Annotated in this window: 13 protein-coding genes and 4 pseudogenes; 13 read left to right on the top strand and 4 right to left on the bottom strand. The window is 44.8% G+C overall.

Annotated features, from left to right (window positions below):
• Window positions 1–4: 4 nt before the first annotated feature.
• The 5 genes from C9I92_RS03725 to C9I92_RS03705 all read left to right on the top strand — a co-directional run bounded on the left by C9I92_RS03725 (window position 5) and on the right by C9I92_RS03705 (window position 6,487).
• Window positions 5–1,432: a tyrosine-type recombinase/integrase gene (locus C9I92_RS03725; RefSeq protein WP_047883799.1), complete on the top strand. Its 1,428-nt coding sequence runs from the start codon at window positions 5–7 to the stop codon at window positions 1,430–1,432.
• Window positions 1,425–3,389 (top strand): hypothetical protein, encoded by a 1,965-nt coding sequence (locus tag C9I92_RS03720; protein WP_047883798.1) that lies wholly within the window; start codon window positions 1,425–1,427, stop codon window positions 3,387–3,389. Before C9I92_RS03725 ends, C9I92_RS03720 begins: the two co-directional genes overlap by 8 nt.
• Window position 3,390: 1 nt before the next feature.
• Window positions 3,391–5,442 (top strand): hypothetical protein, encoded by a 2,052-nt coding sequence (locus C9I92_RS03715; protein ID WP_146149660.1) that lies wholly within the window; start codon window positions 3,391–3,393, stop codon window positions 5,440–5,442.
• Window positions 5,439–5,864 carry a hypothetical protein gene (locus tag C9I92_RS03710; protein ID WP_047883796.1) on the top strand — a complete coding sequence of 142 codons (426 nt, stop codon included), beginning with the start codon at window positions 5,439–5,441 and terminating at the stop codon, window positions 5,862–5,864. Before C9I92_RS03715 ends, C9I92_RS03710 begins: the two co-directional genes overlap by 4 nt.
• 86 nt (window positions 5,865–5,950) lie before the next feature.
• Window positions 5,951–6,487, top strand: a complete 537-nt coding sequence (locus tag C9I92_RS03705; protein WP_047883795.1) for an elongation factor P hydroxylase — start codon at window positions 5,951–5,953, stop codon at window positions 6,485–6,487.
• A gap of 376 nt (window positions 6,488–6,863) precedes the next feature.
• On the opposite strand, the gene C9I92_RS03700 is transcribed toward C9I92_RS03705, so the two are convergent.
• Together C9I92_RS03700 and C9I92_RS03695 are read right to left on the bottom strand one after the other, a co-directional pair.
• Window positions 6,864–8,216, bottom strand: coding sequence for a DUF2254 domain-containing protein (locus tag C9I92_RS03700; protein ID WP_047883794.1), 1,353 nt, complete (start codon window positions 8,214–8,216; stop codon window positions 6,864–6,866).
• Window positions 8,209–8,661: pseudogene (locus tag C9I92_RS03695) on the bottom strand (transposase); the annotation flags it as partial. The gene C9I92_RS03700 and the pseudogene C9I92_RS03695, both read right to left, overlap by 8 nt.
• Between C9I92_RS03695 and C9I92_RS25860 the strand changes: the two are divergent.
• From C9I92_RS25860 to C9I92_RS03675, 6 genes and pseudogenes are all read left to right on the top strand, one after another.
• A pseudogene (locus tag C9I92_RS25860) lies at window positions 8,636–8,816 on the top strand (F0F1 ATP synthase subunit alpha); the annotation flags it as partial. The pseudogenes C9I92_RS03695 and C9I92_RS25860 overlap by 26 nt on opposite strands.
• A 29-nt stretch (window positions 8,817–8,845) precedes the next feature.
• Window positions 8,846–9,226 carry a hypothetical protein gene (locus tag C9I92_RS25855; protein WP_428838592.1) on the top strand — a complete coding sequence of 127 codons (381 nt, stop codon included), beginning with the start codon at window positions 8,846–8,848 and terminating at the stop codon, window positions 9,224–9,226.
• Window positions 9,226–9,843 carry a F0F1 ATP synthase subunit gamma gene (locus C9I92_RS25750; protein ID WP_211263820.1) on the top strand — a complete coding sequence of 206 codons (618 nt, stop codon included), beginning with the start codon at window positions 9,226–9,228 and terminating at the stop codon, window positions 9,841–9,843. Before C9I92_RS25855 ends, C9I92_RS25750 begins: the two co-directional genes overlap by 1 nt.
• Window positions 9,840–10,103: a F0F1 ATP synthase subunit gamma gene (locus tag C9I92_RS25745; RefSeq protein WP_282955771.1), complete on the top strand. Its 264-nt coding sequence runs from the start codon at window positions 9,840–9,842 to the stop codon at window positions 10,101–10,103. The genes C9I92_RS25750 and C9I92_RS25745 overlap by 4 nt, the downstream gene beginning before the upstream one ends.
• Before the next feature lie 63 nt (window positions 10,104–10,166).
• Window positions 10,167–10,481, top strand: coding sequence for a BON domain-containing protein (locus tag C9I92_RS03680; protein WP_047883793.1), 315 nt, complete (start codon window positions 10,167–10,169; stop codon window positions 10,479–10,481).
• 115 nt (window positions 10,482–10,596) lie between these two features.
• Window positions 10,597–19,476 carry a glycoside hydrolase family 94 protein gene (locus C9I92_RS03675; protein WP_084712455.1) on the top strand — a complete coding sequence of 2,960 codons (8,880 nt, stop codon included), beginning with the start codon at window positions 10,597–10,599 and terminating at the stop codon, window positions 19,474–19,476.
• An 88-nt stretch (window positions 19,477–19,564) separates the two neighbouring features.
• On the opposite strand, the pseudogene C9I92_RS03670 reads toward C9I92_RS03675, so the two are convergent.
• Window positions 19,565–20,425: pseudogene (locus tag C9I92_RS03670) on the bottom strand (IS1595 family transposase); the annotation flags it as partial.
• An 836-nt stretch (window positions 20,426–21,261) separates the two neighbouring features.
• Between C9I92_RS03670 and C9I92_RS03665 the strand changes: the two are divergent.
• Both C9I92_RS03665 and C9I92_RS03660 read left to right on the top strand, forming a co-directional pair.
• A pseudogene (locus C9I92_RS03665) lies at window positions 21,262–21,660 on the top strand (elongation factor P hydroxylase); the annotation flags it as partial.
• A gap of 33 nt (window positions 21,661–21,693) precedes the next feature.
• Window positions 21,694–21,963 (top strand): YfcL family protein, encoded by a 270-nt coding sequence (locus C9I92_RS03660; protein ID WP_047883792.1) that lies wholly within the window; start codon window positions 21,694–21,696, stop codon window positions 21,961–21,963.
• Between the two features lie 644 nt (window positions 21,964–22,607).
• Here C9I92_RS03660 and C9I92_RS03650 read toward each other — a convergent pair.
• Complete coding sequence (locus tag C9I92_RS03650; RefSeq protein ID WP_047883975.1) at window positions 22,608–24,779, bottom strand: YjbH domain-containing protein; 2,172 nt, start codon at window positions 24,777–24,779, stop codon at window positions 22,608–22,610.
• Window positions 24,780–24,782: the final 3 nt, after the last annotated feature.

Genomic DNA, 24,782 nt, shown 5'->3' with positions numbered 1-24,782 from the left:
ATAGGTGAAAAACACCCTCAATGATCTGTTTAAATCAACAGCGAGAGTTATCCATTTAGGTCACTTTTATAAGGGGCGGCCGATGTGGGAAGCGGGGGAAGCGGTAGACAACTATGAATACCGCTTTTCCCACTTAGATGATTGTGGTTATTTCCTCAAAATGCCCGTCATCCTTCAATCAAACGGTCTTCCTTGGGATATTGGCAACGCCTATTTATTAGGCCAACTAGAAAAGCCAAATCTCTCAAATATGAGAACACTCACCGCTCGAGCAACTCACCTGAAGTACTACTTACAGTACCTAGAGGACACAGGTCAGCATTTTCTCGATCTTCCCAAGCTTTACTATGAGCGTGCACCTCAAAAGTTCAGGTTGTTCATGAGTCAAGTTTTGGACAACCACGATTTTAGTGCTGAAAGCATTAATAATGTACTTTCTACGGTTGCCCATTTCTATAAAAACATCCGTTATGAATCGTTAGTGACAGAAGCTAGTTTAGAAAACCAGCCATTCACCGAGATAAGAAAGTCGATCATGACTACTAACCGAGTAGGTTTAGTTCGAAGCACTCAGGTCATTACGAATGACCTCAGAATCAAGAGCAGTCGAAATCATAATTCTCCCATCGGAAAACTAAGCGATGGGGGGAGATTGCGTCCTCTAACCGGAGAAGAGCAACAGATTATTTTTGATTCTTTTAGAAGAAATTACGCCTCGGTAGAGCTTGAGTTAATGATTCGAATCGCACTCGAAACAGGAGCAAGGCAGCAAACCGTATGCACATTAAGTATCGGCTGTATCAAGAAAGCTTACAGTGAATTAGAAACTACTCCGTCAATGACTCATGTTGTTATAAATGGAGGTCAACGCTACAAAGCTGATACGAAAGGTAGCAGATTAAATAGGCTGATTTTTAGACGAGAGCTCATTGATGATTTGATGACTTACATCGAGTGTAAGCGTGCGGAAGACCGTAGACGTCATGATAATAGTTTTTATGGCGATACTGATGACAACTATGTGTTTTTAACTCGAAGTGGCAATCCATATTATACCGCTCAACGAGAAATCTTAGACCGTCAAGACCCTAAAGCTGCCTGGAATATTAAAGCCCCTATGATGGTGCCCAAGAATGGTCAATCTCTTCGCAATGAATTGGGACGGTTTATTTTTCGAATCCAAAAATCCGAACTAACATTTAAAGCATTCACTTTCCATGACCTCAGGGCGACTATGGGTATGAATATTGTAAGGTCTATGAGATCAAACGGTTATCCTGACTCAAAAATATTCGACCATGTTAGGCAGCGTTTGAATCATAGTAATTTTAAAACGACTGAAGGGTATCTCAACTTCGACTCTGAGCTTTCCGAGTTTAACGATATTCAAGAAGCATTTGGCGAGATGATGTGTGGTCATAACAATGAATGACTCTATTACCCACCGTCCCCTAATTGAAATCAACCATAAAAGCCTACCCAAAGTATATGCACCTCAAGCTGCAATAGTTAAAGGAGTCAGATCGGATGGTATGCACTTTAAAGTAGATATTGGCAGAGTGTGTTATCTGGAGCGCGCTATGGATTCAGGGCACTATCTGAGTGGTAAACACTATATTCCCAGCTCCGTTAATACTAAATCTCTATCACCAGAGAGAGTAAAGTGGCTCCAAAACTATTTGTATACCGCGTTTAACCGAGGATGGCGCGATGAAACGCTTCGGCAAAACCTGCACTGCTTGCGATATTTTTTCCATTTCTGTGATTTTGACGGCGGTTTAAAACCAACCACTTTAGACGGATTAGTAAGTGAATACCAGCGTTATACAAATATTCTAGACCAACGAGGCTGTATTAATGGTGACTCGTATCTAAAACCATCGTCGATTTTAAAGCGCTTAAATACTGCACGTAGCTTTATTCAGTGGGCATTTCAACTTTCGAATAATGAAATTCTTGCTCTTATACCCAAGCAACGTAGCCAGCAGTCCAATTCAGTAAACGAAATTCGATCTGTAAGCCTTCAAGATGGGCAAGACTACTTACGCGCGTGTGCTGCTTATTTCAATCAGTTTGCTGACGCTATCTTAGATAATCGATATCCCATTCCAGTGAGCCATCCGCATGATGAACGTGAATATCTATATTGGCATTCAAACTTAGGTACTTCATTGGTGAGTTTGCCAAATTGTTTTACTAAAGAAGGGGAGCCTCTTCCGTATCAAAAAATCAAAGATATTCTGGCAAAAAATTTTAAAAGTAAGCTCCCAACTAAGTCAGAATTTTATGATAGAGCGCTTGTCCGCAATAGAAACGAATGGATAAGTGGGAAGTTAACACCTCAAAAGATCTACGCCTATAATTTAAGCGTATTTTGCTTTTTTCAGATCTATCTTGCTTTCACAGCGGCAAATGTTCAGCCCACACTTGATCTTAAAATATCGGATATAGACCTCAGTAAGGTAGGCTTTAGTGCTTTCGCAAAGAAACATAAATTTCGAGCGGGAAGGTCGGTTAGATTTGAAGCGCCCAGCCATTTGAAGCGAGAGATAATAAAATATGTAAAGTTGCGAACGTGGGCTGAAAGTCTTGAACTGCCTGGAGATGAGAATGACTACCTATTCGTCAAAATTGGTGAAAATAATAAATTACAACGATTCGATAGAAATTCTGGTGCAGCCCTCATCAGAAAATCCCTCCTTTTTAAAGGGCTTACTAAAATATCGTCTAGGGATATAAGACAGCTTGCAGGTGAATATTTTATTCGAAAATCACAAGGGAAAGTTTCTTTGGTTGCAAAGAAACTAAACAACTCGATTGCAACGACAGCAACATCGTATACGTCAATTGATATAGAAACGCAGGCTCAAGAAATGAACCGTTATCATGAAGAGCTGAGTTCTCAAATTCGGTATTTTAATCGCACAACTCATAGCCCCATTCCCGTGATTTTTGCAAGTGAAGATGAATCGGAAAGAATAGCTACCGGATCATGCTCTAACATCGATGGGGAGGTACCTTCTAGAGCCAAGGGGTTTAATGTTAAAGCACCTGAGCCAGCCTGTGGCACGTTTGAAAGTTGTCTTTTCTGTGAATACTTCGCAATCCATGAGGATTTTGAAGATATCCATAAACTATTAAGTCTCAAAGAAGCGTTGAATACCACTTCAATGATCAGAAATGATTCAGAGCACCATGAAGCCGTTGTTAAGCCTGCAATATTTCGAATAGACGAAATTTTGGATTATGTAAGCAATAATAATCATGGGCTTAGAGATGTCATAAGGCTGGCCGGGGACAAGATAGAAATGGGTAACTTCAATCAACATTGGGGTAGGCAGATTGAAATCTTGCTACGTCGAGCAAACGGTTCTGGAAGAGAGGTATAGTTTGTCGAAATTAATGTCGCGTAACCCAATTGTTATGGAGGTCTATCCACCAAGTGACCTTTCATCCGTAAAGCCTGCCGATGACATGGTGGTTACGATTAACAAAGATGGAAGCCCTAAATCAATATTTCGTGATGATATTTGGGATTATAGTGCTACAAGTTCAACAATTCGATTACTTAATTTCAGAGCAAAGGTCGAGAACATTACCCCTGCTGATGGAGTAAGAGTAGAGAGCAGGCATAAATTTGATATAGCCAATGAATTTCTTAAAACTCTAACGTTACATTGGATAAGTGTATTGGGTGGGTGCTCAATGTCTAAGCTTAACGGTGATGTGACGGCAGTTTCGTTTTTGATACGTTATTGTCTAGATTATGGTATTCCCCCTAGGAATATATTCTCTACTCCCGACGCAATAGACTTCCTAACGAGCCGAGCTTCAACAACAAAACAGACAGGGCTATTGCTCGGAAAAATACAACGCATCGCTGATACCGCAACGGCACTCAGCAATAATATGTTCTGGCAAGCAGTAAGGCCGTCTATTGAATTTATAGACAGATTAAAGAGAACCAGGGAAAAATTCCCAGAAACCACGGAATCAGTACAGACACTCCTCATTCCATCGGAAATCTATCAAAGTGTGCTCAAGAAAACTATCGAAGATCTAGATTGTTTCTTACAACACGAGAAAGCCATAAAGCTTGTCTTTTCTTTGCGAAGTATAGCGAGAGATAAAGGAGTTGAGCTTGATAGAGGTTTGGTAGCGACTGCAATAACAAGGCACCAAAGTGGACGAATCCAATACTACTGGAGAAAATTATTGCGTGAAAATGTTGATGCTTCTAAAGCCTTTAAAGAGCTCTATCAAGCTGGTATTTCAAAAAGTGAAAGTTGGGCTGGTCTCGTTGAAAAGCTGAGGGGATGGCAGCTTAGGTGTGCCATCTTAATTTCTGCATTTACTGGTATGCGAAAAAGTGAGTTGTTGGCCATACCCCTTAATGGATTAAAGACAATCAATACTGAGAATGGTCCTATTCCTGTCGTTTGGTCGACAACATCAAAGCTTGAACCCAATGGCGTTCCTAGGTTTACTAAGTGGGTGACATGCTCAGCCGTTGAAGCCGCTTTTAAGGTTGCAAAGATAATTACTGAAGGTGTACTTGAGTGGTCTGGCGACAGGCGAATAATGGATATTCAAGAACAAGAAATGCCTCTTTTCTTGTCGATTGAACACGGAATAAGAGGTATTCCTCACCGACAATTTCGTTTAACAACAGCCACTTTCTGCTTAAAACGTATTAATGAAGATATCTACAAGAAAGAGTTAGAAATCACGGCACAGGATATAGCGGAAATAAGTTGGTTTTTGTATGGGGAGAGTGTACCAAATGTTATTAAGCAGGGTAAGGCTTGGCCACTTGCGTTCCATCAGTTTAGACGGTCAATGACAGTCTATGCGGCAGCTAGCGGGATGGTGTCATATCCGGTACTCAAGGCGCAGCTTAAACATATCAGCATGGTGATGACAGTATATTACTCAGACTCAAATTCAAGAGCCATAAATATTCTGGGTGATGAAAACGAGATCAAAGCCTTACGTGCTGAGTGGTCAGATGCCAAAGCACGTGCTGAAGCGAATAGCTTCTTCACAGTTCTAGAAAGCGATCAGCCATTAGAAGGTATCGCAGGCAAAAGGCTGAAAGCCCAAAAGGACAGAGATGAGTTGCCTCAATTTTTAAAAAACCGTGAGTATACAAAACAAGCGGTAAAAAAGGGAAAGTTTCGTTATCGTCCCACACTGGTTGGAGGATGTGTATCTGTGGCGGCTTGTAATAAAGGCGCAGGTGTACTCGCATCCGCCTGTATTAGTTGCGAAAATGCCGTATTCCTGCCTGGTTCCAGAGCTGCACTAGAGCAAACAAAAGAGTTTTATGAGGCTCAGCTAGCCGAAGGCGCTCCTAAGCGTGCGCGACAAGAGTACGAGGCTAATATTAAGCAAATTGATCGTTTTTTGCAGAGGCTTATTGAATCCGAGGAGATAACTTGAAGACACGAAGCAAAATTGAAGACGAGTATTGGGGAGCCCTTGAACGCTTAAAAATCGGCAAAACCAAAGTTGTCGATACTAAGTCGACGAGATTTAGAATCACTAAAGATGCAGTGGGGCGTGAGGCTGGCCGAGGGAAAGGTTATGTGCGTTATGAAAGATACCCATTACTGTGTGAAGCGATAGCTGATGCAGAGGTGGCTAGAAAGAAAAATGGTCCAGTAACGCCATCGTCCAACGCCAAAATTGAGCAGCAGAAAGCGCTAAAACAAAAAGCAATCAGTGACTATAACCAGCTCAAGCAAGCATATGACATGTTAATGACGGAGTATTTAAATGTAGTAAGGCGAAACTTTGAGCTTGAAACCGGGTTGGCTGAGGTTAAGAATGTGAAAATCATCAGAATGCCTAGTGTACGCTAAGTGCTGGTATAAAAATGCTGTATCATTTGCTCATTCTGTTTTTGAAATTTTTATCGAATAGTCGAGTTGTATCAGGAAACGAATAAATGAGTGTGTGCTGTACAGATGATGAATACTGTCAAAATTTGATAAATGCGTTTTCGGATATTTTTCCTAATCTAACAATAAAAGGTGAAGCTGAGGAGCCGTTTTACGAAGCTCCACGGGCAAATACCAATGCAGTTCTTTATTTTAGAAGCAACTATCCACGTAGCCTTTTACATGAAATTTCCCACTATTGTTTAGCTGGCGATCGGCGAAGAAGTTTGGACGATTTCGGTTACTGGTATACTCCGTGCGGGAGAACCGCTGAGGAACAGCAACGTTTTGAAGTGGTTGAAGCTAGGCCACAAGGATTGGAAAAAGCAATATGTGAGATTGTTGGGATTAAGTTTTCACCAAGCCTTGACGATTTTTCAGGACGGCCTCCATCGGAAAGTTTTCTGCAACATTTGGAGTTAGCCTATCAAGAAATGCGGTTGAATCCTCCTCCTACTGCCAATAAAGTATTATCTGGGTTGAAAAAGTATTGGGAAAGCAAAGAGTTAAATAACCCGTATCGGTTCGCTGAGTTTGATGCCTAGTGGTACTGATTCTCTCTATGTTTATGTGTAAACCGAGTGAGAATATTTCACTATAAGTGGTATCAAAATAGGCGTTGATGATTTCGATATTGTTGCTGTGCGGTTTGAGGAAAATGGCTTGGTTTCTTATTGCCATGTCTATGCACAGGCTCCGGTGCGGCCTGTAAGCTATATAAGCCGAGCTTCAAAGGTTTTGCAAAAGCAAGGCTGGGTCGCAAACAGTGCAAAACGCACATACGAAGGGCTTATGCGTGCTAGAACAGGTACGCCTGTGGACAAAGACGTATTAGTGATTTTTCTAATTTAGCAATCTGTAAATTATCTTAGGTCAATCTTTAAATGCCCCTTTCAATTTGCATATCTCGGATCCAGAATACTATTCCTTCTGTTCCTCTGCACATAACACAAACTGCGTTTCCAGCATTTCGCGCACTTTAGACATGCGTCTTTCGAGCCGCTCGCGATCATAGCTGGCTTCGATGGTGCGATCGGCCAGTTCGGCAATACAATGCAGCTGTTCGTCGAGTGCTCGTAAATGGCTGGGCCTGATCGTCAGACTACCGATAGTATCAAGAGCGCCGAGTAGGCGTGCGAGAATAGCAACATTCTCTGCGGCACTACTCCGAATTTGATCGAAAGCTTCGGCCAATAGTCCCTCAAAGCTCGGAACAATCGCAATCACACGCAGTGTTTCTCCCTGGTAACAGTTCACAGACGGGAATTGTCGACTGGCTAGCCGAGCCAGAATCGATGTGAGATAGTCCACGCACATCACCGCCGTTGAAGTGTCATTAACCCCAGGTGAAAGTGCCTTGATGGCCATATCCACGATCTGTCGAATACCGAAAGCCGGGTCCTGTTCCACCGTGCGATGGCGGCCAATACTGTAAGCATCATTAATCACATCAATGGTCTGCTGATCTGGCGGATAGGTCAGGGCGAGCGATACCAGTGCCGTATTTTGCACAACGAACGCGCCGATACCGTGCTCCATTCGCAAGATGGTTCTGTTGTCTCGTGCCAGGCTCATCAACGCTGCGATATTCACGCTTTGAATGTACCCGCTCACGGCTACTGGCACGGGATACCAGGACCTCTCATCCAGTGACTCGAGCCCCCGATTCTGGCCTTCATCTCCATTGGCTCCCTGATCCAGTTCTTCTGGTAGCAGCCGATCAATGGATGCGTTGGTCTCCTTGGCGACCGAGGCGATGATGCTGGATGCTTGGATCGACAAGGCAATATGATGAAGAAAATAGATAAGGACGCCCACACCACCGAGCGACAGGACCAAAGCAAAGAAAACCGTCAGGCTCGGCACGAACCCCTCAACACCAGCACCACCGCGAATGGTGCGCAACCCGATCAGGCAATAAACGAAAGTGCCGGCGAAAACCCCCAGCGTGAATTGTGTGATGCGGCTGCGCATGAAGTTCCGCAGAATGCGCGATGTGTACTGGCTAGACGCCAGTGTCAGTGCCAGCAAGGTCATGGAGAAAGTGATACCCATCACCGTCATCATTGAACTGGCCAGCGTGGATAACATCTGGCGCGCACCCTCCGCTCCGCCCCCAAAGAGGCGTGGCCACTGATTTAGCCAGCGGTCACTACCAGCCGAGTCGGCCTCGATCAACACTACCGCCAAGACAATGCTGCCACCGACCATCAGTGAAGGCATATACCAGAAGCTTGATCGTAGATTACCCCAGAACTGTATTAACTTATTCATGCAACAATTCCAATTTGTCTTGTCCGATGATAAACGTACTATCCCAATCAACTTGAAGGTGCAGCTTGAGCACCTGAAAACTATCGTTAATTCGAGACGCCAATAAGTCTGCGATCTCAGGAAGAGCCACAGTCAAAAGATTGGACTATCGCTTCCTTTAAGTCACGTTTACTTTTGAAGTAAACGTAATTACTCGATTTCTCGTTCATCACCTCCCAAAGCCGTTCTATCGGGTTGAGATTAGGGCTGTAAGGCGGAAGGGAAGGTAATGTTGAGAACGAATGCCGTATCTCTGACTAAATCACTGCGGTGATATCCCGCTCCATCTAAGATGATATGGAGCTTGTGATCTAATTGGATAACTGCTCCTCTGTTGGCAGAAAAATCGAACAATGTTCTCACAGTTAATGCTTTCGCAATCGCTAACTGCCTTACCAATCATTGAAACGGAAGCACAAGATATCTCAGCGTATATACCGACCAACCTGATTTCGATCACTGATGGTCAGATTTATTTGTCGCCCGTACTTTTCGAGCTAGGTGTATTGCCAGCCGTCGATGTGGGTAAATCGGTTTCCCGTGTTGGCGGTAAGGCACAGCGCGCTGCTTATCGGGCTGTAGCGGGTGACCTGAAGCTGGCATATTCGCAGTTCGAAGAACTTGAGAATTTTTCCCGCTTTGGTGCCCGGATTGATGAAACGACGCGGTTGAAACTCGTACATGCCTTACGTATCCGGGCTTGCCTGAAACAGCAGGAATTATCGCCGCTTGCTGTTCCAACGCAGATTAGCGTGTTATTGGCATTGACCGCAGGATTACTGGATCGCGTGCCGTTGGCACAGATGGCAGAAGCAGAACTTGCTATCTGTTCTGCTGTTGTAAATATACCGGATGAACTGATCCCGCAATTAGACTCTGACGATGCGCTCAGCGCGGCAGATCGGGCATTGATTACCGATATTGCTAAGCAGGCATTAATGGATTTCCTGCCAGAGCAAGAGGAAAAGTGATGAGTAATACTGCTGTTAGTCTACGCCGTAAAATTGCGACAGCGTCTGACCTTATCGCGATCGTACGTACGATGAAAGCGATAGCGACATCAAGTATTAATGAGTATGAGAATGCCATAAGCTCTTTGGAGGACTACGAAAGGGCCGTGCAGCTTGCTCTGCTCGTAGGCCTCCGCCAGAACTTGATTACCGCTAATACACAAACTCGTGAGAACGAGAATATGGCCGCTGCTGTGATTTTTGGCTCAGATCAGGGTTTAGTCGGACAGTTTAACGAGTGCCTGGTCGATTTTGCGGTTCAGACGCTCAGTGAGCATCCATGCCGGAAAAGAATATGGACTGTGGGTGAGCGTATTCAGACCGGTCTTGAAAACTGTAATCTGGACGTTGATACCAGCTTTGAGCTTCCCAACTCAATGAGCGCAATCACGGCTATGGTCAGTCAAATTCGGTCGGAAATAGAAAACCGGCGCATACGTGGCGATATTGGCCCGGTGTATTTGTTCCATAATCATCCTGTTTCCGGGGCGACCTTCGAACCGCATTGCCTGCGCTTGTTGCCTCTTGACGATGTCTGGTTTAGCGAGAATGGCCAACAAAAAACCTGCCGGAAGTGATTCAGGGGCGCAAACAGGCCATTGTTGCTTCGGTGCAAGAATATATTTTTGTTTCTTTGTTCCGTGCCTGTGCAGAGTCTTTAGCAAGTGAAAATGCCTGTCGGCTGATAGCCATGCAGCGTGCAGAAAAGAACATTGAGAATCAATTGGAAACATTGGGCACGGATTTTCACCGGTTACGCCAGCGTGTCATTGATGAAGAATTATTTGATGTTATTGCGGGGTTTGAGTCGTACGGGACTGCGACGCATAGACCATAATGAATCTGTGTGGATGTAATCAGTAATTCTTGCCTAAGTGACAACAGCGGGAGTGAGTTTGTTATGAAAACATTACAGTATTTTACTTCGATCTTAACCATTGTGGCATTACTGTTTGTGATTGGCTGTGGCTCAACGGCGAGCAGACAAGGTACAGGCGAGTATTTTGATGACTCTGTCATTACTGCAAAGGTCAAAACCGCCATATTTAATGAGCCCCAACTTAAGTCACTTGATATCAGTGTGGAGACTTTTAGAGGTGTGGTGCAGCTCAGTGGTTTTGTGAAATCAGAAGCCAGTGTTCAAAAAGCGGGCAGCTTGGCGAAAGGCGTCCCAGGCGTGAAATCTGTCGATAATAACCTGAGTGTGAAGTACTAGCACATCTTCTGTTATATCATTAATACGATTATTATTAATGATATAACAGAAGCTATTTTTACCGTCATACTTTGGTTTTACTCAGGCCGTAATAATAAATAGAGTGTGCGTTCGTATGACAAAAATTTCGGGTGAAAAGCATTTTCTTGTCAGATTCTGGTTGTACTTTATTACACTGACAAAACAATGGGTTGGACATTTCTTTTCACGAAATAATGAAGCACAAAAAGAAAGTCCCCCGTTGCGGTCCGCCATATTGAGCGTGGCCCAGCTGGAAGCAAAAGGAAAAGCGTTAGCCCGGGCTCACACTCTTACCCATTCAAGACGATCAGATGGCTTACTGAAACGATTAAGTGACAACGAACAGGTATTAATGGATGTATGCGGCACCCTGAGAGTTGCAGCGAAAAAAAAGCAGCATATTGCTCCCGCAAGTGAGTGGCTTCTCGATAATTTCTATTTAATCGAAGAACAAATTAGTACCGCACGACTGCATTTTTCCAATAGTTATAGCCGTGAGTTACCTCGCATATCCTACGGACCATCAAAAGGGCTACCAAGAGTCTATGACCTCGCACTTACGATTATATCTAATCGTGATGGTCAGGTTGATCACGAATCCTTGTGCCGTTTTGTAGCGGCTTATCAAACGATAAGCCCGCTTACATTAGGAGAATTATGGGCCATCCCTATCATGCTGCGCTTGGCATTAATTGAAAACCTTCGAAGGGTCAGCGCCCGCACAGCAGCTGCATGTCAACACTTGAATCTAGCCCAGGCCTGGGCCAACCAATTAATTACAACAGCCGAAACTGATCCTAAAAATTTGATTCTTGTGGTTTCGGATATGGCGCGTTCAAACCCTCCGATGGTGAGTCCATTTGTCGCAGAACTGGCGAAACAACTTCAAGGTCATGGTCCTGCACTTTCTTTGCCACTAACTTGGGTTGAACAGCGACTGTCTGAATTAAGTCTGACGATAGACCAGATGGTGCGTTCCGAAAATCAACAACAAGCTGCAGATCAGGTGTCGGTTAGTCATTCCATTGGAAGCCTGCGTTTTTTGGAGGCCACCAATTGGCGCGATTTTGTCGAAACGATGAGTTTGGTCAATCAAATATTGTTAACCGATTGCAGCGGACACTATTGCGCCATGGATTTTTCCACCCGAGATCGCTATCGACATGTGATCGAGCAGCTTGCCAGGCACTGGGGCTGGACGGAAGTCAAGGTAGCGCAGTTGGCCGTGGATCTGGCTCAACAAGCGGCGCAAGATACCGATAACCCAACGAAAAAAACGCATGTAGGTTATTACCTGATTGATGATGGACTTGCGTTGCTAAAAAAGGCAGCACACGTCAGGTCATTTTCTCTTTTAAGCAATAAAAAAATTAAAGCGCGTTTGACAGGAATAGGTCATCTCGGAGCCATTTTTATTATAACCTTACTCATTTGCCTAGGGCTTCTATCCGCAGCACATCAGGCCGGTCTTAGTGGCTGGCAAAATTGGGTGATGGGGGGCTTGTTGATACTGGCGGGAAGCCAACTGGCCACTGTGATCGTGAACTGGCTCGCAACGTTACTGACCTCGCCACACTCCCTACCTCGTATGGATTACTCCAGTGGTCTGCCGGAGGAAATGCGTACGTTAGTGGTTATTCCAAGCATGCTTTGCACGAAGCAAAGTGTCGATGATTTACTCGAAACATTGGAAGTACATTTTCTGGGCAACCAAGACCCGCATATGCATTTTGCGCTGTTGACTGATTTTACCGACGCCGACACTGAAACCAAAGAAGGCGACGACGAGTTATTGAATCAAGTACAGACTGGAATTGAAACGCTTAATCGCCGCTATTCAGAGGCGAATAGCAAAGAAGATGATGCCCGATTCTTCTTGTTTCATCGCCCTCGTCGGTGGAATCCGGTTGCACAGTGCTGGATGGGGTATGAGCGTAAACGCGGTAAATTAGCGGATCTCAATCTCGCGCTACGAGGGGGGGGGGTTGAGGCTTTTGCCTGTGTGGTCGGTGACATTGAGTCACTACCTTCAGTGCGCTATGTCATTACCTTAGACACGGATACGCAATTACCGCGAGATTCAGCACGCCAGTTGGTGGCAACAATGGCCCATCCGTTAAATCGCCCGCAGTACGATCAAGACAAACGTTTGGTCAGTAATGGTTACGGCATTTTACAACCGCGTATGGCCGCCAGCCTGTTAGGTGCCCATCAGTCACGCTATGCCCAGTTATTTAGTCTTGAACCGGGTATCGATCCCTATACGCGGGTTGTATCAGATGTTTACCAAGATCTCTATGGGGAAGGTTCTTTTGTCGGTAAAGGCATCTATGATGTCGATGCTTTTGAGTATGCACTAAAAGAACGTTTTCCTGAAAACCGGATTCTGAGCCATGATCTGCTTGAAGGATGCTATATCCGTTCAGGCTTACTCAGCGATGTCCAACTGTATGATAATTATTCTGCAACCTATTTTGCGGATGTTCAGCGCCAAGAACGGTGGATCCGTGGCGACTGGCAAATTGCGCAATGGATCTTGCCGTGGGTACCCGTGTTCCGGCATGGCTATCAAAGGAACCCTTTATCAGCACTATCGCGCTGGAAAATTTTTGATAATCTGCGTCGCAGCCTTATTCCCTCGGTATTGATATTACTCCTGTTGTTGGGATGGTTTGCCACCCCCTCCGCCTGGTTATGGCCCTTAACCGTGGTGGGAATATTAATTTTACCAGGGTGGCTAATGGCGGGAGTGAATATCTTCCGGGCTGGCAAGGATGTTCGCTTGGGGTTTCACTTGCTTACCGTTTTACGCTCGGCAGAACAGAGCCTTCTCGAAACCGGGTTTAAAATAGCCTGTTTACCTTATGAAACAAGCTATAGCATGGGGGCAATAATATGCAGTATTTACCGCCTTACTTTTGATCAAAGTCGGTTATTAGACTGGGTTGTCTCATGCAGGCATACATCGACGACAGATGTCGGACTGGTTGCGTCATACCGGAATATGGCTATTGCACCATTGCTGGCATTTTTTTGCAGCATCGGTCTACTGTTATTTCAGCCGTCATCATTGTGGGCGGCGACTCCGATTTTGCTATTGTGGTTCCTCGCCCCGGCGTTTGCGTGGTGGTTAAGTCGCCCATTAGTGAGGGCTGACGTCAAGATAAGTCAACAGCAGACAATTTTTCTGGGGAAAATCGCCCGTAAAACATGGGCATTCTTTGACACATTTGTAACAGCCGATGAGAACTGGTTACCACCGGATAATTATCAGGAACATCCTGGCCCGGTGCTCGCTCATCGTACATCCCCCACCAACATCGGCTTGTCGTTACTGGCTAACTTGACCGCGATGGATTTCGGTTTTATTGGCGGCGGGGAACTACTACAGCGAACCAAAAACACTTTTCACACATTAGCCAAGCTTGAACGTCATCAAGGGCACTTTTTTAATTGGTACAACACCCGAACCTTGCAACCCTTATTACCTCGTTATATTTCATCGGTAGATAGCGGTAACCTGGCGGCTCATTTACTGACTTTACGTGCAGGCCTGCAGAACTTACCCGATAGTTCACTTATACCTAAACGTGTTTTCCTGGGACTGGCAGATACCCTCGCCTTGTTGGAAGATGCATTGATGGACGATAAACCGGCAAACTCACAGGCAGAAACCCAGTTAGCACAATGGAAAAATTGTCTGGAAAATGTGAAAAATCTTTTGGATCCTGCCTGCCAAACATTGCCTGATAATGCGGCATTCACCAACTTGCAAGATCAGCTCCTGCTCTTTATAGAAGTGCAAAAACATGTAGAGCAAAATATTGACGATACTGCTGATGACACAGGCTCTGAAATACATTATTGGGCGACAGCATTACAACAACAATGCCAAAGGCTGATTGATGATGTGCTGTGGATTTGCCCCTGGCTACAACACCCGGCATCTATAGAAATTTTGAAATTATTAGCATCCATGAATGATTCAATGGGTTCAGGAAAACTGGATGATTTAGATAACGCACCATCGCTTAGAGACCTCATTATCCGTATAAACCAGTGGCTCCCGGTGGTTAATGAATGTCTGAACCGCTCGCCGGAATGCATCAATCGAGACGAATTGATAACACTGCAACATACATTGACGCAAGCAAAAACGCGTACAAATGAACGGATAGAAAGGTGTGAACAGTTGGCCTCATTGGCTTGCGAGTTTGCGTCCATGGAATACGATTTCTTATATGACAAATCACGTCATTTACTTGCAGTTGGTTATAACATTGATGAGTTTCGCCGTGACAATAGTTATTACGACTTACTGGCTTCGGAAGCCCGCTTGGGGACTTTTGTTGCCATTGCTCAAGGTAAGTTGCCGCAGGAAAGTTGGTTCGCCTTGGGCCACCTTCTGACCACATCTGGTGGTGCACCAATCCTTGTTTCCTGGAGCGGCTCAATGTTTGAGTATCTGATGCCGCTATTGGTAATGCCCACCTACCATGGCACGTTGTTGGATCAAACTTACCGTGTGGCAGTAAAGAGACAAATTGCGTATGGCAATTTACGATCGATGCCTTGGGGAGTGTCGGAATCTGGTTTTAGTTCAATCGATGCCAATCAAAATTATCAATATCACGCTTTTGGTGTGCCGGGGCTGGGACTAAAACGAGGACTTGCTGAAGACTCTGTGATAGCGCCCTATGCTTCTGCATTGGCATTGATGGTCGATCCTCATGCTGCTTGTGCAAACCTGCAACGTATATCTGGCCTGGGTGGTGAAGGACGATATGGTTTTTACGAAGCGATAGACTACACACCCGCCCGGATGACCCGCGGCCAAAACTACATTGTCGTGCAATCCTACATGGCACATCACCAAGGCATGTCGTTGCTGGCGCTGGACTATTTACTGCTAAACCAGCCCATGCAAAAACGGTTTGAATCGGACCTTTCATTTCAAGCGACCCTGTTATTACTTCAAGAAAAAATTCCTAAATCCTCCATTGTCCATACTCATGTTGCCGAGCATTCTGAAGGGAGCGCATTTTTTGATGAACCTGCGATGCCTGTACATCAACCCATCGATTTTGATACGCGTTCACCCGAAGTACAGCTACTCTCAAATGGTCGTTATCATGTGATGTTAACGAATACCGGCGGCGGCTATAGTCGCTGGAATGAATTTGCGGTAACTCGCTGGCGCGAAGATCCGACTTGCGATAATTGGGGCGCATTTGTGTATTTGCGTGATCCCGAAACGGGGGATTTCTGGTCTGCCACTTATCAACCGACGTTAAAACAGCCGGATCGCTATGCCGCTATGTTTTCCGAGGGCCGAGCCGAATTTCGTCGCAGCGATCACGATTTCGAGACCTATTCTGAAATAGTGGTCTCACCAGAGGATGACATTGAGCTCAGGCGTTTGCGCATCACCAATCGAGGCCGTGAACGCAGAACGGTCGAGATCACGAGTTATGCCGAAGTTGTGTTAGCGGCCCCTGTTGCTGATGAAATGCAAACCGCGTTTAACAACTTGTTTGTGCAAACAGAAATTGTCAGCGAGCGCTGTGCAATTTTATGTTCTCGCCGACCTCGCTCTGAAAGTGAACACTCTCCCTGGATGTGCCATCTACTGTCATTTAACGGAGCTAAAGTCGGGGATATTTCTTACGAGACCGATCGTATCCGGTTTATCGGGCGAGGAAATACACTGGTTGCGCCTCAGGTGATCAGCGGTGAACAGCCATTGTCCAACACTCAGGGCTCTGTGCTTGATCCAATAGCAGCGATCCGCTGCTGTGTTACCTTGGACGCAGAAGAATCCGCCACCATAGATTTGGTTACTGGCGTTGCACAAAATCGAAAAGGTTGTTTGGCCTTAGTTGATAAGTATCAGGACCGACATTTTGCCGATCGTGTGTTCGATCTTGCCAGTACACACAGTGCCATTACGTTACGACAGATCAATGCAAATGAAACTGAAGCGCTCTTATATCGCCGCCTTGCCAATACCATTTTATATAACAATCCAGCGCTGCGAGCAGACGCAAATCTATTAATACAGAACCATCGCGGCCAGGCAGGATTATGGGGCTATAGTATTTCCGGTGATCTCCCCATTGTGTTGCTGAAAATCAGCGATATCGCTCACTTAAAATTAGCCCATCAATTAATTCAATGTCATGCCTATTGGCGTTTGAAAGGGTTGGCCGTGGATTTGGTGATCTGGAACGAAGACAATGTCGGCTATCGAAAGCAAATTCAAGATCAGATTTTGGGGCTAATTGCAACGTGTACTGAAGCCCACGAAATAGAGCGGCCTGGTGGTATTTTTGTTCGCACGTCCGAACAGATCTCAGAAGAAGACCGAGTACTTTTCCAAGCTGTTTCGCGCGCCATCATTACCGACCATTCAGGCTCCTTTGAGGAACAGGTGAGCCGGCGCGCTTCAGCAAGTGTTCGGGTTGAGCGCTTAGCATCCAGCCGTTACTTGGAAATCAATAGTGACACCGTCGCAGAGGAAATGCAGCCTGATTTGATTTTGTCTAATGCCCTAGGCGGCTTCAATGAAGATGGCAGCGAATACTGTATTACCACGACGCCTAAGCAAATGACCCCTTTACCCTGGGTCAATGTATTAGCAAATGCTAATTTCGGCAGCGTAATTACCGAGAGCGGATTAGCCTATACCTGGAGTGAAAATGCCCACGAATATCGACTCACGCCATGGAGCAACGACGCAATAGGCACCAGTAGCGGTGAAGCATTTTATTTGCGCGATGAGGAAAGTGGTAAGTTTTGGTCGCCCACCCCATTACCTTGTCGAGGGCAACAACCTTATGTGACTCGTCATGGCTTCGGATACAGCACCTTCGAACACAGTGAGTGGGGCATCCACTCTTCACTGACCATGTATGTTCATTTAGAGGACACCGTAAAATTCTCAGTATTAAATGTGCGCAATGACTCAAACCGAATCCGGCGTATTTCTGCGACTGGTTATGTGGAATGGGTGTTGGGGGATGTACGTAGCAAATCGACCCCTCATATTGTCACAGAAATCGATGCCAGTAGCGGAGCTCTCTTTGCTCGCAATAGTTACAATACAAACTTCGTAGGACGCGTGGCATTTTTCGATGTCGATGATATGTCACGAAGTTTAACCGCGGACAGAAACGAATTCTTAGGTCGTAATGGCTCTCTTGCACAACCGGATGCGCTGACCAGGGCGCGACTGTCAGGACGGGTCGGGGCTGCCCTTGATCCCTGTGGCGCCATTCAGGTTTCTTTTGAGCTCATGCCCGGCCAGGAGAGACAGATTATTTTCCGTCTAGGCGCGGGTCATGACTTGGCCCAGACTCGCGATTTGGCACAGCGGCTACGCAAAACCGATACAGCCAGTACCGTTTTGGACAACGTAAAAAAGTATTGGAAAAAAACACTGGGCACAGTGCAAGTGGATACTCCAGATCCTGCGCTCAATGTGTTGGCGAATGGCTGGTTACTGTATCAGTTACTGGCCTGCCGGCTCTGGGCCCGCAGTGGCTTTTATCAGTCGGGGGGCGCCTTTGGCTTTCGTGACCAACTGCAGGATGTCATGGCATTGGTACACGCTGCCCCCGATCTGGTGCGCGAGCATCTGTTGAGGGCGGCTGCCCGCCAATATATAGAAGGTGACGTGCAACATTGGTGGCATCCCCCGATGGGCAGCGGCGTGCGAACTCGCTGTTCCGATGATTATTTATGGCTGCCAATGGCCACTTGCCATTATGTAAATACTACCGGTGATAAAACCGTGCTCGATATCAGCGTGCCTTTTATTAAAGGTCGACCGGTCAATAGCGATGAAGAGTCCTATTATGGTCTGCCCGAGTGCGCCCAAAATGAAGCCAGCCTTTATCAGCATTGCGTACGTGCCATTGAAAACGGTTTAAACATGGGAGAGAACGGACTGCCGTTGATGGGCTCGGGTGACTGGAACGATGGGATGAATTTGGTGGGTATAAAGGGCAAGGGTGAAAGTGTCTGGCTGGGATTTTTTCTGTATAAAGTACTACTAGACTTTGCCGAACTGGCCTTACAGCAGGGTGATAAAGATTTCGCGGCACACTGCCAACAACAAGCAGCCGATTTGAAACAAAATATTGATAAACACGGTTGGGATGGTAGCTGGTATCGGCGCGCCTATTTTGATGATGGCACCGCACTCGGATCTGCGACGAATAGTGAATGTACCATTGACTCGATTTCACAAAGTTGGTCAGTGTTATCCAACGCTGGCAGACCTGAACGTTCGCAATTGGCGATGAACGCCGTAGATCAATATTTGGTAAAGCGCAAAGATGGCTTAGTTCTGCTCTTAGCCCCCCCATTTGATAACTCGACGTTAAATCCGGGTTATATCAAAGGTTATGTACCTGGAGTGCGTGAAAACGGAGGTCAGTATACGCATGCGGCAATTTGGGCTGCCATGGCATTTGCTAAGCTTGGAGACAGTACCCGGGCCTGGGAAATACTCGGGCTGATTAATCCGGTGAACCATAGCATCAGTTCTCAAGACGTGGCGGTATATAAAGCGGAACCCTATGTGGTAGCAGCGGACGTATATGCGATTTCGCCCCACATTGGCCGCGGAGGATGGACGTGGTATACCGGATCGGCCAGCTGGCTATATCGGTTAATACTGGAATCGTTGTTGGGTATAAAACGTGATGCAAATTATTTGCACATCAAGCCCTGTATACCAGCAAGTTGGACTGAATATGCAATATATTACCACTTTGGCCATACCGAGTATCATATTGTGATCACCCAACATCAGTGTATCGGTGCCGAAGAGCAAATACTTATTAAGCTTGATGGTGTGGTTGTGGATGAAAAGGGGATTTTACTGCTTGATGATCAACACCCCCACCGTGTGGATGTTGCTATAACCCGAAATTCAGGCTCTGTGTACAGAAATGACAATAAAAAATGATGTGGAATTCTCTTAGCGGGGAAGTGTATCCGGTTGAATTCGGGGTTGGTCATTGGAACGCTGAATTTGACTTACTTACGTCAGCCGAATATTCTAGGTTGTAACGCCGATTGAACTTGTAACAGAACTCAGCGAGATACCTTGGTAAGTGCTTTAGGCCTATCGCGTGATAAGTTCCATGGATTGAGTTTTTTACATTACTAATCATGGTGTTGACCCATTTAAAATAGGGAACCTCGACGCTAGAGGGGCCACCGAAAGTGATTATGGCCTTATGGAAGACTTAAGCATCTTCAACGCCTCTGAAGCAGGCTAATACGTCTGAAATGACGAGTGCTTTTGGCTTGAGGTGCGTCTTGGCCCTGCGGGTGATCTCGTGTTTTCCGAAACCTGTCAGTGCGCTAAACCGCATCGCTATCGGATGAGCTTTATCGTCCATGGATACTGCGGCAACGAAGGGTCTTTGGCCTTTTGCTTCACGGCCTTTAGATCCTCTGCGAACGCCGCCCCAGTAGGCATCATCAAGTTGAACGAACCTCTCTAGTGGGTTCTTATCATCGCGTTCTTTCATTGCCTGCATCAGCTTCTGCTTCAAGCGTCAGGTTGCGTTATATGAAATACCTAAGTGGCGCGACAGCTCCAAAATGGATAAACCATTTTTTACTTGGGTTATCAGATAAATTGCCATGAACCACACGGTTCATGGCAGTTTCGTGTGAGCAAACAGAGTTCCTGAGGTCAGAGATGTTTGAGAACGACAGTTGTTGCACTGATAAACAGGACGTGATTTTAGCTGGCAGTACTTATCATGGCCGCAGTTCGGACACTGATAGCTATGTCGCCATCTCATCTTAAACAGGTGTTCCTGGCATTGACGCTCATTACCAAACCGCTCAATAAATCCATGGATTGTAATGTTTTTTTGAAACTTAACTTTGTTTTTGGCCATGATCCACTTCCCGGCAAGCTACCTTTAAGTTTAGCGATAAGCAGGCTGAATGAAGGTGGTAATCAAGTGGGTGTATGTAAATTATTTGACGCTGTTCGAGAGTACATATAGCTGCCATAGTAGACTGGTGCACTTGGTATTGTTCGGTACTGCAGCGGTTCTTTGTTGTTAGGTCACGAGTTTATGTAATTTGGCGAGGTGCAATTTTTTGTAAGTGCAAATATTTAAATATTGGGATCGCGTTTGATTCAGCTTCTGGTTCCACGGGCTTGCGAACTTAGGTTACGAAGTGATGCTTCCGGAGGCATATGACAAGTTTGGACGGTCCATTGAACACAGATGTCATCGTTTCAGTTCGTGGCGTTGCCGTTACCCTCACTACATTCCCTGCACGATCCCACGACTGACGTAAATTCAAGGCAAGATCGGCCAAGTTATCGAATACCTCAACATCTCTGGATGAAAAGTACTTTTTGGGTGACTGATTCGTGTTGGCTCGTTCATAAGTTTGTCTTTAAATCCCATGACCTGTTCCCCGCTTTCAAATCCACCGTTAACTTAGTAATGTTCATCAATCAATGAGGAAGATGAACATGAAGAAGCATTTTTTGCGCATTAGCTATTTCTATTGCTACATAGACCCATTCAAAAAAGTTTTGGGGCATAAACGTGTCAGAACGGATCGGTCTGAGCTGAGTGAATTATGTTAGTTCCTCATTGACTTTGATGTACAAATCAGTTTCTCAAACTCTCATTTTTGTACACTTTCAAGCGTATTGGCTGTACATGGGTAATTTTTATTTTTTCGATATTTACCATGGTGTTATTTATGTACATTTATGTTTATGATGTTAGTAGAACTCGCTCATTGGTGTATTGCAGGTCCCAAGCGTCGCCTGCTGGAAGACTACGGTTATTGGTATGAGCCGGATGGTCGTACGGCAGAGGTTCAGGCCGCGTTTGAAAAGGTCGAAATTAAGCCTCAGGCTATTGAATGGATATTGTCGGCCAGCTGTGGTTTTCGATTTCAGGTTAGCTGTGATAACCTGAGCGGAAGCTGTGAGCCTGATCGTGTCGCATTTACCAATAAAGTACGTGAGCAGGTTTTTGAATATTTAACTAGTGGTCTATCTGAGCGAGTACAAAGCCTTTCTGATGCTCTGAGAGATTTCTATCAGATAGGGCCTCTTGAACCATCTGATTTTCCAGCCATAAATAATAGTGTTGTGGCTTAACTCTTTGCATATTAAACCGTTATTGAGAGTAAAATGATCCAGCAATATGAAGAAAAACTGCTGAGTTTGATTGATGAGATGGTCGAAACAGCTTCTGATGATGAGTTGTTTGCAGGTGGTTACATTCGTGGTCACATCTCGTTATCTGCAGCGCAGTGTGAGCAAGAAGAACAATTTTCTGTCGATGCTATGAATACGAAAGTCGATGAGAGTATCGCCACTGCCCAATCAGAACTCTCACCTGTTGATCAAGTGATAGTGAAGCAGATGTGGGAAAATCTTAAGATGTCTGCAGATCATTGATGAAAAAAAGGCATCTATACTAGATGCCTTTTTTATATCCACTATTGTCTAATTATCTGTGCTTAAATACTTTCTTCGATAATCAGAGGATTTAGCAAAGATGATCGTCGGAAAAATGGTTAATAAAAAACCAGTTGCATATATTATGTTTTCATTAGCAAGTAGTTGATAGCTACTGAAAATAAAAATAAATAGCACTATCAATAAGTTTATAGAGTGAAGAATAGGGTGATTAAGCGTAAAGCGAGCATAGGCCCTAAACATTATGAATACCTCTTATGTTCGTCATTTATATGACTTTTATTTGATGTGCTTGTCATTTTATTGACAATGTTATTACTACATATAATAGTCTATTTATAGATAAGAAAATCACAAATATAAATTAATTAGGCAAGATGTCACAGATCTGATACGGGCTTAATTTTTCGACTTTTATTTTTTTTAAATTTGTGGCTGTTTAGTTTGATTGTTTCATATTCCAAACTGGTATAGTGACGAGTTTTATTTGTATGTTTTTTAAAAAATGTAAAAATATTTAATTAAATGTATGTTATGACAATAAAACAATCACTTATATAAAAATAGCGCCATTACTTTGACTTAACGTAATGGCGCTAGTGTTTTGATACGATAGCTAAATGTTAATTAATTGCGTTCCTACCATACCATGGGGAACGGGCATCAGTGACGTTAAACAGTTGATATTTGCGGTTGAGCATTTGGCCACCATCTCTAGAAAGTGGTAACCAAGATATTGTCGCTCGATTGGTACTAGGCTTAACTGTCATGACATCAAAGGGAATGGATATGTAGAAGCCTTTGTTGAAACTACCTTCACCAAACTCCTCTGAAGAAAGATCGGTGAAAGCCGCGAAGGCCCCGGCAATAACACCACTGTCAAACTGTTTTGAAAAATCAATAGTTAAGCCCTTGTCTTCAGTAAGATACTGACCAGCACTGAGCTTTAACAAAGTATTAGGAATCCAGTTCCATTGAGGCTGATAGTACAGGGTTGCGTGTCCGGTTAACCCGCCCGTTTGAACGCGGTAGTTACGGTTGGTCAGAGGATCAAATTGAACCTCCTCCTTAAAGAAACCAAACTGTGAGTCAGGATCTCGTTGAACAACGTAGTTGGCATCGAATCCTACAGCCCAATTACTACCTAAAGGACGGTAAAGGATTTCGCCACCGATGCCACCGAACATCATTTCCAGATACCCACCATATGCCTGTGCATACCAGTTACTGCTGACTTGGTCCATCCAGGTCAACTGTAAGTTATTCATGCGAACAGGGTTATCATTTATGTATTGGCGTACTAACGTTCGAACACGTTTCAAGTCTGTGCCATCTGGTGGCACTTCGTATAAGAATTTATCGTAATTATCGTAAATGTTGAAATAGACTGAACCGCCAAATTCTACATGCTTGGTAAACCAGTAATTTGCGCCAGCATTGACCCCAATGTTAAACATGTAAAAATTTTCTGAACCCCCAAAAGATTGCTGTAGGGTAGGGGAAAAACTGTAATCCCACTGCTTCTCTGATCTGGCGTACAGAGTCCCTTGTGGTGTCGTTGGGTTTTGGTTTTGGGCGACATCAGCAACCGAGGTGTTGATCTCTTCATGGTTCGCTACTTTGGCGAACTGTTCAGCGTTAATGCGAGTTTCGGTAACCGGCTGGTAGTTTGACGTTTCAACAATTCTATATTCAGAGGCTTGAGGCCCTTGATTGGCTAAAAGTGTACTTGCTCGCAGCAGAGCTTCATTTCTCTCACGGTATTTAGTTTGCGGAGAGACAACCGTAATTGAATCGTTATCGGCATAAATACTCGGATCTTCATACCCTGCGATTTGATGGAGATCTTGTGCTAGTTGCTCCCAAGCCTCATCTGAAAGTTTATACGAGGCATGATTTTTCCCTGGATGATAATCTGGTGCAGGATCGTCCAACCAGGTTGATTTTAAGTCATTAAAGTTGGTGTTTAGATTAAAACCAAATGTCCAGGTGTTTCCTCGCTCATAACTCAGGCGAAGATCCCCCCAGTCCCCAAGCCTGTAAAGTACACCATAGTTAAATTTACTGTCTTGCGGCATGGTAATGTTGCCACGTGTAACAGGGAAGTCGCTTTTATAGTCGTTACCGTCATATTCAAGCTTCAGTCGGAGTGGTGACCAAGGACTTTGGTATTCAACACCACCGAACAAGGCACTACAACCAGTGAACATACGATCAATATCGAAGCTACCGCCCTTTCCTTTATAGTCAGTACCACGCCCACAATCGTCACTACTACGCTTATCACCGGTTAAATTGCCGCTGTTACCTATGTAACCCCAGCCAACACCAATGGTGAAATCGAATGGGCCTACATGTTTGCTGGCGGCAATAAACTCGCCGTCAAACAGCCCTGTACCACCAAAATCTCGCACACCAATGGCAGTTTCAGGTATCCAATAACTTTCTTTTAAAAGCCTGACTTTTACATCGATGCCTTTATCTGTGTATTTTGTATCATCACTAAAGTTAGGATCATTACTGTACAGAAGATCCTGAACCAAAGTGTAACGAATGGTGGTTTCTAGCCATGGCAATAGCTGAAGAGAGACGTTGTAATGATGATATTCATCGTTATAAGTTGCTCCGAGTGTCAGTTCACCTTCTGGAGCCATGCGTGCTGATGGCATTTGTATTAAGCCAACTCCCCCAAAATCTGTTTGAGAGGGTTGGTTAAGCGGATAGCTGAATTCGTCAGCGTAACTTTGATAAATGGGTAACATGGCCAGTGTGATGGCCGATAACGATATTTTCATAAC

The organism is Photobacterium ganghwense (genome assembly GCF_003025595.1).
Taxonomy (GTDB): domain Bacteria; phylum Pseudomonadota; class Gammaproteobacteria; order Enterobacterales; family Vibrionaceae; genus Photobacterium; species Photobacterium ganghwense.
The sequence above is the reverse complement of the archived record's forward strand: the minus strand, read 5'-3'. Positions and strand labels throughout refer to the sequence as shown.